Raw genomic sequence first — 13244 nt, 5'->3', positions numbered from 1 at the left:
GATGCGAGGATGGTTCCCGTGACCGAGACCCGATCGGCCTTCCTGGCCTGCGCCTCCGTGGCCGTCCGGCTGCTGGAGCGACCCGAGCTGGCGGCGGCCTGGGCGCTGCCGTCCGTGCACGACGGGCTCCGGGTGCGCGACGTCGCGACGGAGCTGGTGCGGGGGCTGCGTCTGAGCGCGCTCGATCTGGGCCGGGGTCCTTCCGTGCCGTCGGCGCTGCGTCCGACCGCGGAGTCCACGGCCCGCGAGGCGCGACTGCTCGTCGAGCGTCTCGAGCAGCATGCGGTCGGCGCTTCGGCGGGTGGTCCCATCGATCGCGGCGACATCCCGGCCTCGCGACTCGCCTCCCTCGCCGCCGATCTCGAGGACCTCGCGCTCAGCGTCGGTCAGCACGTCGACGTGTCGCCGACGACCGCCCGGGCCGCGCTCGAGCTGCTCGTCGCGTCGGCGCGCGGGGCCACGGGCGGCGTCGCGGCCCTCGACGGCCTGTCGTCGACGCTCCGTTCGGCACCCGCGGTCGTCCGGGCCTGAGCATCTCCCCGACGACTCGTCGGCGCGGGGTGCACGATGGCCGGATGAGACGCAGCGTCCGCCGACCCGACCGCGACATCCCCGGCCCCGGTCAGGAGTCCGTCTGGGACTATCCCCGACCCCCTCGCGTCGAGGCGCGAACCGAGCGCATCGTCGTGCGACTCGGCGGGCAGGTGGTGGCCGACACGACCCGGTCGTTCCGCGTGCTCGAGACCAGCCACCCGCCGGTCTACTACCTGCCGCGGAGCGCGTTCGTCGAGGGCGCCCTGACCCGGGGCGACGGATCGAGCATGTGCGAGTTCAAGGGCAGCGCCGGCTACGTCGATCTGCGGGGCGGGGCGGACCGGTCGAGCGGAGCCGGCTGGTTCTATCCGTCCCCGTGGGCGGGGTACGAGCAGCTCGTCGACCATGTCGCGCTCTACCCGGGTCGCGTCGAGTCGATCGAGATGGACGGTGAGACCGTGCGGGCGCAGGAGGGCGACTTCTACGGCGGCTGGATCACCGATGCGATCGTCGGCCCGTTCAAGGGACCGCCCGGCACGCTCGGCTGGTGACCCGCGCCTCCTCGGTTCCGTGCTGGCGGCCTCGAGTGGTCAGAAGATGCCGTTCGGGCTCGGATGAACGGCATCTTCTGACCATCGACGCGAACACCGAGGAGGCGCGGGTCGGCCTGCGAACGACGCGCGGCCCCCGGGTCAGGGCGACGTCGAACCCGACAGTGCCGCGACCACCTGCTCGGCCTCGGGGAACCACCGCGCGTAGTGGTCGGGGTCGTCGTTGATCTGGACGGCGTGCGCCGCCTCGGTCGGCGACAGCTCCTTCCAGCCGGGGATCGCCACGAGCTTCGAGAAGAACCGGGTGGCCGCCGAGTACGGATCCATCCGCTCGGCATAGGTTCCCCAGGCGCCGTTGTCGCGTTGCTGGAAGAGCCCGCGACTGTCGGGGCCGACCGCGTCGCCGTGGTCGATGTTGCGCAGGCTGGACTCGCCCATCGCCGTCATCACGCCGATCGCCTGGGTGTGCTCGCCGATGCCCTGCGCCCGGGCGGCCTGCATGATCCACGCCGCGTTGATCAGGCGGTCCTGGCAGTAGCCGGCGACCGGACCGGCAGGCACCTCGATGTCGCCCACCATCACCGGGTCGACCGCGGGGCAGGTCACCGGCGGAGTCACGGGCCGCGCCACCTGATCGCGCGGCGCCGCCAACGACGACACGACCATCACGAGCGCGACGACGAGAGCCAGCACCGCGGCGCAGAAGACGATCGACGCGGCGATCAGCACTCGGCGCACAGGTGGGCCTCTCGGTCGGGCGGATGGAGCAGACGACTCGGAGGCGTCTGACGGAGTCCGAGGATATCGCCCGGTTTCGGACCCTCACTGGGCGCGAGCCGAGGAGGCGCGGCGTGCCTCGCCGACGACGCCCGCCCCCCTGGAGCGGAACGCCTAGAGCAGATCGCCTAGCGCGGATGGCCCGGAGCGGATCGCCTAGAGCAGGTCGCCTCGGTCGGCCAGGTACGCCGCCGCATCGCGCACCTCGCCGGGCCCGGCGCCCCAGCGCACCAGTGCCCGGCCGTCGGAGACGAGGAGGCGCTGGTCGCCGGCGACGAGGGCCTCGGTCGAGAGGTCGATGGGCAGATAGGCGTAGTCGACGACCTCGCCCTCGGCGAAGTGACCCCGGGCCGCAGCCCGCCGTTCGGCCTTGCGCCTCTCGACCGACGGCGAGAGGTTCTGCGATCGGGTCGGTTCGAGGGCCCGGGTGATGCGACCCGTCTCGTGCACACGGCCGTCGGTCTCGAGCAGCAGCACGCCGAGGCGCCAGGCCCGGCCGACTGGCTCGAGCGAGTCGGCGGTCTTCACGACGACGATCCGGCGCGACGGCCGGTAGCGGGCGAGCGCCTCGGTGCGGGCGTCACGCGCGGCGAGGTCGCGGGCCGTGTCGGCGAGCAACGCGCGGAGCTGCGCGGCCGCCTGCTCATCGGCCTCGCTCGGTGCGGGCGCGATCGGTGCGGGCACGATCGGTGCGGGCACGATCGGCTCAGGAGTCGTAGCCGTGCGCCAGGAAGTCGTCGAGCACCTCGACGACCAGGGCGTGGTCGTCGGCCTGCGGCAACCCCGACACCCCGACGGACCCGACGACGCCCACCCCGACCACCGTCACCGGGAACAGACCGCCGTGGGCGGCGTAGAGGTCGGTGTCGAGACGGGACTTCTCGTCGAAGGTGGACCCGGCGACGCGGAACGACTCGCCGACCCGGTACGAGCTCTGCCCGTAGCGCTCGACCACGCGGGCCTTGCGGTCGAGCCACTCGTCGTTGTCGAGCGACGTGCCGGGCAGCGCGGCGTGGAAGACCCGCTGGCGGCCCTTGCGCACCGTGACGGTGACGGCGAGACCGCGGCGACGCGCCTCGGCGAGCAGGAACGCACCGAGATCGAGAGCGGTGTCGGTGGTGAAGCGACGGAAGACCAGGCGCTCCTCCTGCTCGGCGAGCTCGGTCAGCAGGGTGTCGTCGGTCATGAGGGCCTCCGGTCGATGCGGGTCGTCTGGTCGCATCCGAGCATAGGCCGGGCCCCTGACATCGGAGCCGAGAGCATCGGAGCCGGGGGCGTCCGAGCCGGGGGCGTCGGGCGACCCTGCCGACCGGGCCCTGGAGGCCGTGCGTCGGTGACCCGCCGCCGGACGGTCAGCGGCGGACGCCGGCGGACGCGAGCTCGGAGCAGTCGTCGCTGCCCGCGACGCGGCAGTACACGTCGGCCAGCTCGGCGGCCGACCACGCCCACGGGTGGTCGAGCGCCCTGGCCCGGGAGGCGCGCGAGAGTCGCCCGGCCCACTCGACGTCGCGGACGACGCGGGTGATGGCGGCCGCCCAGACGTCGGGGTCGCGCGAGTCGAGCACGACGCCGGTGACGCCGTCGACGACGCTCTCGCGGAGTCCGCCCGAGGAGGCGGCGATGACGGGCACCCCGCTGGCGGCCGCCTCGAGGGCGATCAGGCCGTAGGTCTCGGAGTGCGACGGCACGAGCACTGCGCGCGCTCCTCGCAGGAGCGTCGCGAGACCGGTGCGCGTGCGGGGGCCGACGAAGCGCACGGTGACGTCGAGCTCGTCGACGAGGGCCAGGAGGTCGTCCTCGTAGCCGGCGAACTCCGTCGACGCGCCGCCGGCGATCACCAGGTCGGGGCGCACCTCCGCGGGCACGGCGGCGACCGCGCGGATGGCGAGGTCGGGGGCCTTGAGCGGCTCGAGGCGCCCGGCGACGACGACGTAGGGGCGTGCGGGGTCGACGACCCGCGCCTCCGCGGTGCCCTCCGACGCCGTGCCGTCGGTCGCCGTGCCATCCGTCGCGGCGCCGTCGGTCGCGGTGCCATCCGTCACCGTGCCGTCGAGCGGGTGGAACAGCTCGCTGTCGACGCCGGGCAGCACGACGGCGACGCGATCGGGGCTGCCGCCGAGACGGGTCAGCACGGTCTCGGCCTCGGCGCGGCTGATGGCGACGACGGCGTCGGACTCGCGGGCCAGGTGGGCCTCGCCGGCGAGGCGGCCGGGGGACTCCGCGCGCTCCCCGTGCGAGAGGGGGGTCGAGTCGGCGGCCGCGATCGAGTGGAAGCTCTGCACGTGGGGCACGCCGAGCGCTCGGGCGACGGGCAGGGCGGCCATGCCCGAGAACCAGTGGTGGGAGTGCACGACGTCCCACGGGCCGAGCTCGGCGAGACGGTCGCGGAACTCGTCGACGAAGAGCTCGTTGCGGCCCTTCGTGACGGGCTCGGCGGGGCCCGCGGCGACGAAGTGGAGCGTGACGCCCGGCGACAGGTCGACGCGGGGCGGCTCGTCGGGCGACGAGCGTCGAGTGACGATGTCGACCCGGTGGCCGGCGGCGCCGAGGGCCTCGGCCTGGTTGCGCACCACGACGTTCATGCCGCCGACGTCGCCCGAGCCCGGCTCGGCGCCGGGGGAGGTGTGCAGCGACACGAGCGCGATGCGGAGCGGGGAGGAGGCGGTGGTCACTTCCCGAGGGTACCGGCCCGCGGGTGCGCGCGCCCGCGCGCCCGGTGCGCCGGACGACGCGGGCGAGTCCGGCCAGGACGGTCGCCCGGACGCGCCCGTCTTCGCCGGACCCGCCCGGCCGGCGGATCAGGCGGTCGCGCCCGTCCAGAACTCGCGGACGTCGTCGAGCATCGCCTCGGCCTGGCGTCGTCCGGCGTCGGCCGCGGGGCGGCGGGTGGCGGTCGACAGGACGTCGCCGCCGAAGGCCGCCAGCGCCTCGGCGTCCGCCTGGATCACGAGCACCTCGCGCCCGGCGGCACGGCGGGCGGCGACGACCTGGGGCAGCGTCGGCCCCATCGGCGAGACGTCGAGCTCGGGGCCGCACGAGAGCACCAGCACCCGGTCGTACTCGTCGCCCAGGTCGGCGTTCGTGCCCGAGCGGACCCCGCCGTCCATGGTGGGGTGCCCGTCGATCTCGACGGTGGGCCAGACGACGGGCACCGAGCAGCTCGCAGCCACGGCTCGGTGGAGGTCGACGCCCGAGTCGGCGTCGAGGGGGCGGAAGGCGCCGTCGGTCGCGTCGACGGTGCAGACCGTGAACGCGCCGGTCGGCCAGCCGACGTCGCCGAATCGCGCGCGCATCGTCGTGAGCAGGGCGGGCTCGTCGCCGGTGACCGGTGTCTGCCGGGCGAGCGCGCCGATGCGGGCCCGCGCCTCCTGCTGGTCCGTCGCGCCCATCAGCGCCTGACCGAGCGTCTGCTGGAACGCCTCGGGGTCGATCGAGCCGGTCGGCAGCTCCGTGACCGCCTCGTACTGCTCGCGCAGACCCTCGTCCACGCGTCCGAGCCGCACCATCGTGCCGACGACCGAGCCGGCCGACGTGCCGACCACCAGATCGGCGTCGTCGAGGGCGACACCGGCCTCGAGGAGGCTCGACAGCACGCCGAGCTCCCAGGCGATTCCGGTGATGCCGCCACCGCCGAGGACGAGAGCGGTGCGAGGGCGGGAGGAGGCGGGGCTGGTCATGTCGTGCATCTCCGGAGTGTCGGCGGTGTGTCGGTTCGGTGGCGTCCCGGGCGCGGGTCGTCTCGGGTGCGAGATCGCGCTGCCACGGGGCCGGCCCCGACGGTAGGCCCGTCGCCTAAGAGGACGGTCGGAGTTCGCCGAGTCGGCCGAGCGCCTGCACGTGCCACTCGGTCTGGGCGAGCGCCGAGCCGAGCCGGTAGCCGTGCAGCGAGGCGATGCCGCCGGTCCACGACATGCGTTCGGCGACCTGCCAGACCGTCGGATGGTCGAGCGACGCGTCGGTCGTGCCGGCATCGGACGCGCTGGGGTCGGTTGTACCGGCGTGCGTCGTGCTGGCATCGGTCGCGCTGGCGACCGTCGTGTCGGCGCCCGTCGCGTCCTCGCGCGCCCCCGCGAGAGCGTCGAGCGCGGCTGCGGCGTCGGCGCTGCGGGCGGCACGGTGATCGACGAGGGCCTGCGCCCGGTCGGCGAGACCGACGAACCGGTACTCGTGCCCGGGGCAGACCTCGAGGGCGTCCGCCCCCGGGACGTCGAGGGCGATGACCCGACCGAGCGACGCGAGGTAGTCGTCGAGGGGGTTGCCGTCCGCCCGACCGCCGAGCCCGATGCCCGGGTTGATGCGCGGCAGCACGTGGTCGCCGGTGAAGATCAGCCGCTGCTCCGGTTCGACGAAGCAGAGGTGCCCGGCGGTGTGACCGGGGGTGTGGACGGCGCGCAGTCGTCGGCCGGCGATCGGCAGCTCGTCGCCATCGGCGAGCAGCAGGTCGGCGGTGACGCGGGGGAGGTGGCGACCCGATCCCCACGACGCGACCAGCGCCTCCTCGTCGTCGGCCGGTGCGCCCCAGCGGGCGATGTCGGCGTCGGCTGCGGCGGCGTCGGCGGTGCGCTCGTCGAGGGCGCGCTGCTCGGTGGAGTGCAGGGCGAGGCGGGCTCCGGAGGCGCGGCGCACGGCATCGGCACCACCCAGGTGGTCGGCGTGCAGATGGGTGACGGCCACGAGGGCGATGTCCGCCATCGTGTGGTCGATCTCGCGGAGTGCGGCCTCGAGCCGGTCGAGGTTCGCGTCGTCGGCCCACCCGGGGTCGATGAGGGCGAGCGCGCCGTCGGAGCCCTCGACCAGGTAGCCGAGCGAGAAGTCGCCGTCGCCGAACGGGAAGGCGATCGACCAGACTCCGTGCCGCACCTCCTCGACCGGGGGCAGCTCGCCACGGTCGAGCGCCTGCGCCTGGACGGCGCTGACGGGGGTGGGAGGCGCGGGTCGGCTGGCGGGGTCGCTCACCCTCCGAGCCTCGCCAGGCCCGCCCCGCCGCCCGCCCGCCGTGCCGCCCGCCCGCCGCCCGCCCGTCCTGCCGCCGCCCCGGCAGCGATGAACCCCGTTCGCGAAGATGAACCGCGATATACGGCGGTTCATCTTCGCGAACGGGGTTCGCGGGGCAGAGCGGCCGACGGCTACTCGGCCGACACCTCGATCAGCACCTTGCCGACGATGTCGCCCTCGACGGCCTCGTGCGCGGCCGCGGTCTCGGCGAGCGGGAACGTGTGCACCGGCAGGCCCGCGGCCTCGCCGATCGGCAGGACCCCGTCGCGGAGGGCCGCCGTGACGTCCTCCGCGGCGGCGTCGAGCGCCGCCGCGCCGACCGTGTACAGCAGCACGAACTGGTACCGCGTGTTGGTGATCATGTTCGCGCGGATCGGGATCGTCGTCGTGTCGCCGCCGTTGTCGGCGTAGATGGCGACGGAGGCGCGGTGGGCGACGACGTCGGCGAGCAGATCGGCGTTCTGCGAGATGGCGACCTCGACGACGACGTCGACCCCGTCGGGTGCGATGGATCGGATCTCGGCGGCGGCGTCGCCGGTGCGGTAGTTCACCACGTGGTGCGCGCCGGCGGCGGTGGCCAGCGCCGCCTTGGCGTCCGAGCTGATGGTCGTGATGACCGTTGCACCGGCCCAGCGGGCGAGCTGGATGGCGGCGTGACCGACGGCACCCGCGCCTCCGGCGACGAGAACGGTCGCGCCGTCGAGGCTGCCGGGGGTCAGGCGGCTCGGGCCGTCCTCCCAGACGGTGAGCGCGCGGTGGGCGGTCATCGCGGGGACGCCCAACGCGGCACCGACGTCGAGTCCGATGCCGGCGGGGAGCGGGACGACGAGGCGTGCGGGCAGCACGGTGAACTCCTGCGCCGTGCCGGTCGGACGCTGGTAGGCCGAGAGGTACGTCCAGACCCGGTCGCCGACCGAGAGCCCGGTGACGCCCTCGCCGACGGCGTCGACGATCCCCGAGCCGTCCTGGTTCGGGGTGACCTCGTCGAACGGCAGGCTCTCGCCCGGCTCGCCGCCGGCTCGCGACTTCCAGTCGGTGGGGTTGACGCCCGACCACACGACGCGCACGCGCACCTCGCCGGCGGCGGGTTCGGGCACCTCGCGGTCGACGAGCTGCAGCACGGTGGTGGCGGGTCCGGTCTCGGTGTACACGATCGACTTCATGCCCGGAGCCAACCAGACGCGGCCGCCCGATGTTCCCGCCGTCTCGGAGACCGCGCTCGAGGAGTCACGACACGCCGCGCCTCCTGCAGTCCCGCGGCGTGTCGTGACTCCCCGAGAACGGAAACGGGGCCAAGCCCCGGCTCAGGCGGACGCGCGGCGGAACGCGGCGAGCGCCAGCAGGTCGTCCTCGGGCCCGCCGCCCTCGTGCCCGTTGTACGGCCAGATCGTGATGTCCTTCGGTCCGCCGTAGGCGTGGAACGCGCCGAACACGGTCGACGGCGGGCAGATCGGGTCCATCAGCGCGGTGGTGAACACGGCGGGAGCACTGCCGCGGCGAGCGAAGTTCACCCCGTCGAAGTACGACAGGACCTCGTGCACCGAGGAGGCGCGGTGCCGGTGGACGGCCAGGTACCGTCCGATCTCCTTGTACGGGTCGGCGTCGGTGATCACGCTGGCTCGGCGGAAGTCGCAGAGGAACGGCACGTACGCCGCGACGGCGGCGAGGTCGGGCACGAGACCGGCGACGGCGAGCGCGATGCCGCCGCCCTGGCTGCCGCCCACGACGGACACCCGGGCGGGGTCGACGACCTCGAGCGAGCGAGCGGCCTCGACGGCGCGCACGGCATCGGCGAACACGCGTCGGAAGTAGTACGTCTCGCGGCTGTCGATGCCGCGCGTCATGACGCCGGGGTGGGCGGGCCCCGAGCCGTCGGGGTCGGGGGTGTCGCCGCGGCTCCAGCCCGAGCCCTGCCCGCGGGTGTCCATCTGGAGGTGCGCGTGCCCGGTCGCCGACCAGAAGAGGTTCTCGGTGGGGGCGCCGCGGCCGCCCCCGTAGCCGACGTACTGCACGACGGCGGGCAACGGCCCGGTCGCACCGGCGGGAACTCGCAGCCACGCCCGCACCGGCTGCCCTGCCCAGCCGGCGAAGGTGACGTCGTACACGTCGACCGTCGTCAGTCCGGTGTCCACAGCCTCGACCCGCACGTCTATGGGGTGCGCCCGGGTCTCGTCGAGGGTGGCGGCCCAGAACGCGTCGAAGTCGTCGGGCTCGGTCTGGGTGCTGCGGTGTTCCCAGAGGGCTGTCTCGGGCATGTCGGTGAACATGCGCTCCTGTCTACCCGCCGAGCGGCTCGTCGAGGAGTCACGACATGCCGCGGGCCTCCGATGCGACGCGGCGTGTCCTGACTCTTCGAGCTGGTGAGCCGGTGAGCCGGAGAGGCGGAGCCGAGGAGGCGCGGGTCAGGCCGCCGGCACCAGGTTCGGCACCCAGCCGAACGCGGGAGCGACGTGCTCCGCCACGGTCTGCAGCAGGCGGGCGTTGTACTCGACGCCCAGCTGGTTCGGAACGGTGAGCAGCACGGTGTCGGCGGCCTGCACGGCCGCGTCGGCCGCCAGCTGCTCGGCGATGACGTCGGGCTCGCCGATGTAGCTCTTGCCGAAGCGCGACTGCACGCCGTCGAGCAGACCGACCTGGTCGCCGCTGTCGGCCTGGGCGCGCACGCCGAAGTAGCGGCGGTCCTCGTCGGTGGTGATCGGGATGACGCTGCGGCTGATCGAGACGCGGGGCTCCCGGGTGTGACCCGCGTCGGCCCACGCCTGGCGGTAGAGCTCGATCTGCTCGGCCTGCAGCTGATCGAAGGGGACACCGGTGTCCTCCGTCAGCAGGGTGCTGCTCATCAGGTTCACGCCCTGCTGCGCGGTCCAGACGGCGGTGGCCCGGCTGCCCGAACCCCACCAGATGCGCTCGCCGAGACCGGGGGAATGCGGCTCGATCGACAGGCCCTGCGACCAGCCGGTCATCTTCGGGTCCGACCGCGCGACGTCGGCTCCGCCGATCGCGGCTCGGAACAGCTCGGTGTGCCGACGCGCGAGGTCGGCGTCGCTCTCGCCGTCCGCCGGCGTGAAGCCGAACGACTCCCAGCCGCGGAGGGCCGGCTCGGGTGACCCGCGGCTGACGCCGAGCTGCAGTCGCCCTGCGCTGATCAGATCGGCGGACGCGGCCTGCTCCGCCATCGAGAGCGGGTTCTCGTAGCGCATGTCGATCACGCCGGTGCCGAGCTCGATGCGGCTGGTGCGCGCCGCCATGGCCGCCAGCAGCGGGAACGGGCTGGCCAGCTGACGCACGAAGTGGTGCACGCGCACGGCGGCCACGTCGATGCCGATCTCCTCCGCGGCCTCGGCCAGCTCGATCGACTGGACCAGCGCCTCCCGGGCGGTCGGGGTCGCCGACCCGCGGACGTCCTGATAGTGGCCGAACGACAGGAACCCGATGCGCTTCTTCATGACCGGGCGAACCATCGGCGCTCGCAGCCCATTCCGCCCGGCCGCTCATCTCGGTAGCGTGATCGTGTGGAGAATCGGTTTCGCATCGACGACGACGACCTCGGGGTCGACCTGCAGGCCTCGAGCGTCACGCTCGACGACGACGGGGTGATCGACGCGGTCGTGGTCGCCCAGCGGGTGCCCGCCGCCGCCGACTGGACGGAGTCGCCGCCGCGCCTCCGGTTCCGTGACGTGCCGCTCAAGTTCGACGGGGCCAGCTTCGGGGCGACCGTCGACGACGACCTGCTCGACGAGCACGACATCGCCTTCTGGCTCGAGGGCAGCGACGACGTGCACGGGGTGCTCAGCCTCCGCGCCGGCGATCTGCTGCGCTTCGTCGGCACCACCCACGTCTCGGGCGAGCCCACCTCGTGGCGACTCGACGTCGCCCTCGCGTTCGGCGGCACGAGGCGCGCACCCGCCGTCTGACGGGTCGCGGCTCGCGGGTCGCGGCGGCTGCCTCAGCAGTGTTCGGCGGCCGCCTCAGCGATGTCCGGCCGACGCCTCAGCGGTGCGCGATCTCGACCACCGGCACGTATCGCCGCACGCGCATCTGCAGCGTCAGCTGCCCCCGCCGGGCGAGCACGAGGGCGGTGATCGCCGCGACGAGCGCAGGCACTCCACCCGACAGCACCATCGCCGCGTGGGTTCCGAACGTCTCGACGACGAGCCCCATCAGCGGCCCGCCGATGGCCTGCCCGCCGAGCAGCACCAGCACGTACAGCGACATGACGCGCCCCCTGATGGCGATGTTGCTCGAGAGCTGCACCAGCTGGTTCGCCGCCGTGAGGAACAGCAGCGATGCGAAGCCGACGGTGACGAGGGTGACGGCGAAGAGCCCGACCGACGGCATCGAGCCGGCGACCGCCTGGAGCAGGCCCGTCGCCAGCAGACCGAGCACGATGGTCCGCAGCCGGATGGTCGCCCGCCGCGTCGACAGCAGCGCGCCGGTGAGGGCGCCCACCGCGATCATCGAGTTGAAGAGCCCGTAGCCGCCCGCCCCCACGTCGTAGACGTCGTCGGCGAACGAGGCCAGCAGCACCGGCATGGTCAGGCCGAACACGGCGTACGAGGCGACGAGCACCACCGGCACCAGGATCGTCGGCTTCGCCCGGGCGTAGGCGAGGCCCGCCCGCAGCTGACCGCGACTGCGCGGGCCCGGCGTCGTGCGGGTCATCTGCGCCGTCTTCAGCAGGCCGAGCATGACGACCACCAGCAGGCAGGCGACCCCGTTGACGACGAACGCCCAGCCGGCACCCACCGCCAGCAGCAGCACCCCGCTCACGGCGGGTCCGATCATCCCGCCGAGCTGGAACACGCTGGAGTTCACGCTGATGGCGTTCCGCAGGTACCTGTGCCCCACGAGCTCCGACACGATCACCTGCCGTGCGGGGTTGTCGATGACCGTCACGAGACCGGTCGCGAACGCGATGGCGAAGACGTGCCAGGGCATCACGACGCCCGAGAGCGTCAGAGCCGCCAGCCCGAGACTGAGGACCGCGAACACGCTCTGCGTCGCGATCATCAGGGCGCGTTTCGAGAAGCGGTCGACGATCACCCCGCCGAGCAGGCCGAAGAAGAGCATCGGGGCGAACTGCAGCGCCACGGTGATGCCGACGGCCGTCGCGCTGCCCGTCAGCTCGAGCACGAGCCAGTCCTGCGCGATGCGCTGCATCCAGCCCGCCGTCATCGCGACGACGTTGCCGGCGGTCCACAGCCGGAAGTTCGGCACGCTCAGGGCGATGAAGGTGTGGCGCCACGGCGGGCGCTCGGCCATGACGGGCAGGGGTTCGGTGGCGGGCGGCGGGGCGACGGTGCGGGGCGGGACTGACATCACCCACGACGCTACGGCCCGAACCCTCATTCGGACCCGCTATGGTTCGAATCAGTGCCATTGGTCATCCCAATGCACCGAGAGGAGCCCCGTGTTCGACCCCGCCCTGCTCGCCACGTTCCTCGCCGTCGCCGAGACCCGCAGCTTCACGAACGCCGGGCTCCGACTCGGCATCAGCCAGCCCACGGTCAGCCAGCACATCGGCCGTCTCGAGAAGGCGGCCAGCCGCACGCTCGTCACGCGAGACACCCGCGAGGTCCGACTCACCGACAACGGCGACGCCATGGCCGGTTTCGCCCGCACGATCCTCGCCGCGCACACCGCCGCCGAGAGCTACTTCAGCGGCTCGGCCATGCGCGGGCGACTCCGCTTCGGCGCCGCCGACGACCTCGCCATCACGCAGCTGCCCCGCATCCTCCGCCACTTCCGTCAGCTGCATCCGCAGATCGACCTCGAGCTGACGGTCAACCAGAGCGCGCCGCTCCGTCGCCGCCTCGCCTCCGGACACCTCGACCTCATCTTCGTCAAGCAGACGGCGGGCGAGAGCACCGAGGGCACCCGGGTCGCCGGAGACACCATGGTCTGGATGGCGCAGGAGAAGCTGCAGATCGAGACCGGTCGCCCCGTGCCCCTCATCGCCTACCAGGCGCCGAGTCTCAGCCGACAGCTCGCCATCGACGCGCTCGAGTCCGCCGGCCGCACCTGGCGCATCACCTGCAACACCCGCGACGTCAACGGCATGCTCGCCGCCGTGCGCGCCGGCATGGGCATCGCCGCCTTCCCCTTCTCCCTCATCCCCACCGACCTCGTCAAGGTCAGCCGCCGCTTCTCGCTGCCCGACCTCGGAGACGTCGACTACGTCCTCGTCGCCAACCCCGTCGCCCCCCGCGAACCCGTCGACGCCCTCACCACCGCCATCATGAGCCGCGGGGTCAGCCGAGCCGTCTGACCCGCCCACCGCGATCAGCGCCGACCCCCGACCACGCCGACCCCCGACCACGCCGACCCCGCTGACAGGCCGAGGAGGCGCACGCGAGCACCATGGGCACCATGAACCACCGCCCCTCC

The 13244-nt window shown here is 73.5% G+C and carries 14 protein-coding genes; 4 read left to right on the top strand and 10 right to left on the bottom strand.

All coding sequences use genetic code 11. The features are described from left to right. Window positions 1-18: 18 nt before the first annotated feature. On the top strand, window positions 19-531 hold the full coding sequence (locus ACZ6JE_RS09210; protein WP_464318763.1) for a hypothetical protein: 513 nt from the start codon (window positions 19-21) through the stop codon (window positions 529-531). 44 nt (window positions 532-575) lie between these two features. Beyond that, on the top strand, window positions 576-1085 hold the full coding sequence (locus ACZ6JE_RS09205; RefSeq protein WP_192060487.1) for a DUF427 domain-containing protein: 510 nt from the start codon (window positions 576-578) through the stop codon (window positions 1083-1085). A 141-nt stretch (window positions 1086-1226) separates the two neighbouring features. Here the strand turns inward: ACZ6JE_RS09205 and ACZ6JE_RS09200 are convergent, their stop codons facing one another. The 9 genes from ACZ6JE_RS09200 to ACZ6JE_RS09160 form a co-directional block, all read right to left on the bottom strand. Continuing rightward, on the bottom strand, window positions 1227-1823 hold the full coding sequence (locus ACZ6JE_RS09200; RefSeq protein ID WP_192060486.1) for a hypothetical protein: 597 nt from the start codon (window positions 1821-1823) through the stop codon (window positions 1227-1229). A 195-nt stretch (window positions 1824-2018) separates the two neighbouring features. After that, window positions 2019-2561 (bottom strand): hypothetical protein, encoded by a 543-nt coding sequence (locus ACZ6JE_RS09195; RefSeq protein WP_464318762.1) that lies wholly within the window; start codon window positions 2559-2561, stop codon window positions 2019-2021. Between the two features lie 7 nt (window positions 2562-2568). Then, window positions 2569-3048, bottom strand: a complete 480-nt coding sequence (locus ACZ6JE_RS09190) for a heme-degrading domain-containing protein (RefSeq protein WP_243216322.1) — start codon at window positions 3046-3048, stop codon at window positions 2569-2571. Window positions 3049-3214: 166 nt separating this feature from the next. Then, the gene (locus tag ACZ6JE_RS09185) at window positions 3215-4534 is read right to left on the bottom strand and encodes a glycosyltransferase (RefSeq protein WP_464318761.1); all 1320 of its coding nucleotides are present in this window, start codon (window positions 4532-4534) and stop codon (window positions 3215-3217) included. A 126-nt stretch (window positions 4535-4660) separates the two neighbouring features. Further along, window positions 4661-5548 carry a patatin-like phospholipase family protein gene (locus ACZ6JE_RS09180; RefSeq protein WP_464318760.1) on the bottom strand — a complete coding sequence of 296 codons (888 nt, stop codon included), beginning with the start codon at window positions 5546-5548 and terminating at the stop codon, window positions 4661-4663. 106 nt (window positions 5549-5654) lie between these two features. Continuing rightward, complete coding sequence (locus ACZ6JE_RS09175; protein WP_464318759.1) at window positions 5655-6818, bottom strand: MBL fold metallo-hydrolase; 1164 nt, start codon at window positions 6816-6818, stop codon at window positions 5655-5657. A 170-nt stretch (window positions 6819-6988) separates the two neighbouring features. Beyond that, window positions 6989-8020 carry an NADPH:quinone reductase gene (locus ACZ6JE_RS09170; protein ID WP_320477260.1) on the bottom strand — a complete coding sequence of 344 codons (1032 nt, stop codon included), beginning with the start codon at window positions 8018-8020 and terminating at the stop codon, window positions 6989-6991. 141 nt (window positions 8021-8161) lie between these two features. Then, the gene (locus ACZ6JE_RS09165) at window positions 8162-9124 is read right to left on the bottom strand and encodes an acetylxylan esterase (protein ID WP_464318758.1); all 963 of its coding nucleotides are present in this window, start codon (window positions 9122-9124) and stop codon (window positions 8162-8164) included. Between the two features lie 135 nt (window positions 9125-9259). Further along, the gene (locus ACZ6JE_RS09160; protein WP_464318757.1) at window positions 9260-10303 is read right to left on the bottom strand and encodes an LLM class flavin-dependent oxidoreductase; all 1044 of its coding nucleotides are present in this window, start codon (window positions 10301-10303) and stop codon (window positions 9260-9262) included. A 66-nt stretch (window positions 10304-10369) separates the two neighbouring features. On the opposite strand from ACZ6JE_RS09160, the gene ACZ6JE_RS09155 reads away from it, so the two are divergent. Further along, window positions 10370-10771, top strand: coding sequence for a hypothetical protein (locus ACZ6JE_RS09155; protein ID WP_192060478.1), 402 nt, complete (start codon window positions 10370-10372; stop codon window positions 10769-10771). Window positions 10772-10847: 76 nt separating this feature from the next. Here ACZ6JE_RS09155 and ACZ6JE_RS09150 read toward each other — a convergent pair whose 3' ends face one another. After that, window positions 10848-12176 (bottom strand): MFS transporter, encoded by a 1329-nt coding sequence (locus tag ACZ6JE_RS09150; RefSeq protein WP_464318756.1) that lies wholly within the window; start codon window positions 12174-12176, stop codon window positions 10848-10850. A 91-nt stretch (window positions 12177-12267) separates the two neighbouring features. Between ACZ6JE_RS09150 and ACZ6JE_RS09145 the strand changes: the two genes are divergently transcribed. After that, window positions 12268-13125 carry a LysR substrate-binding domain-containing protein gene (locus ACZ6JE_RS09145; RefSeq protein WP_464318755.1) on the top strand — a complete coding sequence of 286 codons (858 nt, stop codon included), beginning with the start codon at window positions 12268-12270 and terminating at the stop codon, window positions 13123-13125. The last annotated feature ends 119 nt before the right edge of the window (window positions 13126-13244 follow it).

It is taken from the genome of Frigoribacterium sp. AC759 (assembly GCF_979256015.1).
The sequence above is the reverse complement of the archived record's forward strand: the minus strand, read 5'-3'. Positions and strand labels throughout refer to the sequence as shown.

What these genes read in the sequence shown, in the direction of transcription:
- ACZ6JE_RS09190 (WP_243216322.1), bottom strand. Translation starts at nt 3,048, where the DNA reads ATGACCGACGACACCCTGCTGACCGAGCTCGCCGAGCAGGAGGAGCGC.
- ACZ6JE_RS09165 (WP_464318758.1), bottom strand. Translation starts at nt 9,124, where the DNA reads ATGTTCACCGACATGCCCGAGACAGCCCTCTGGGAACACCGCAGCACC.
- ACZ6JE_RS09170 (WP_320477260.1), bottom strand. Translation starts at nt 8,020, where the DNA reads ATGAAGTCGATCGTGTACACCGAGACCGGACCCGCCACCACCGTGCTG.
- ACZ6JE_RS09205 (WP_192060487.1), top strand. Translation starts at nt 576, where the DNA reads ATGAGACGCAGCGTCCGCCGACCCGACCGCGACATCCCCGGCCCCGGT.
- ACZ6JE_RS09160 (WP_464318757.1), bottom strand. Translation starts at nt 10,303, where the DNA reads ATGAAGAAGCGCATCGGGTTCCTGTCGTTCGGCCACTATCAGGACGTC.
- ACZ6JE_RS09150 (WP_464318756.1), bottom strand. Translation starts at nt 12,176, where the DNA reads ATGTCAGTCCCGCCCCGCACCGTCGCCCCGCCGCCCGCCACCGAACCC.
- ACZ6JE_RS09180 (WP_464318760.1), bottom strand. Translation starts at nt 5,548, where the DNA reads ATGCACGACATGACCAGCCCCGCCTCCTCCCGCCCTCGCACCGCTCTC.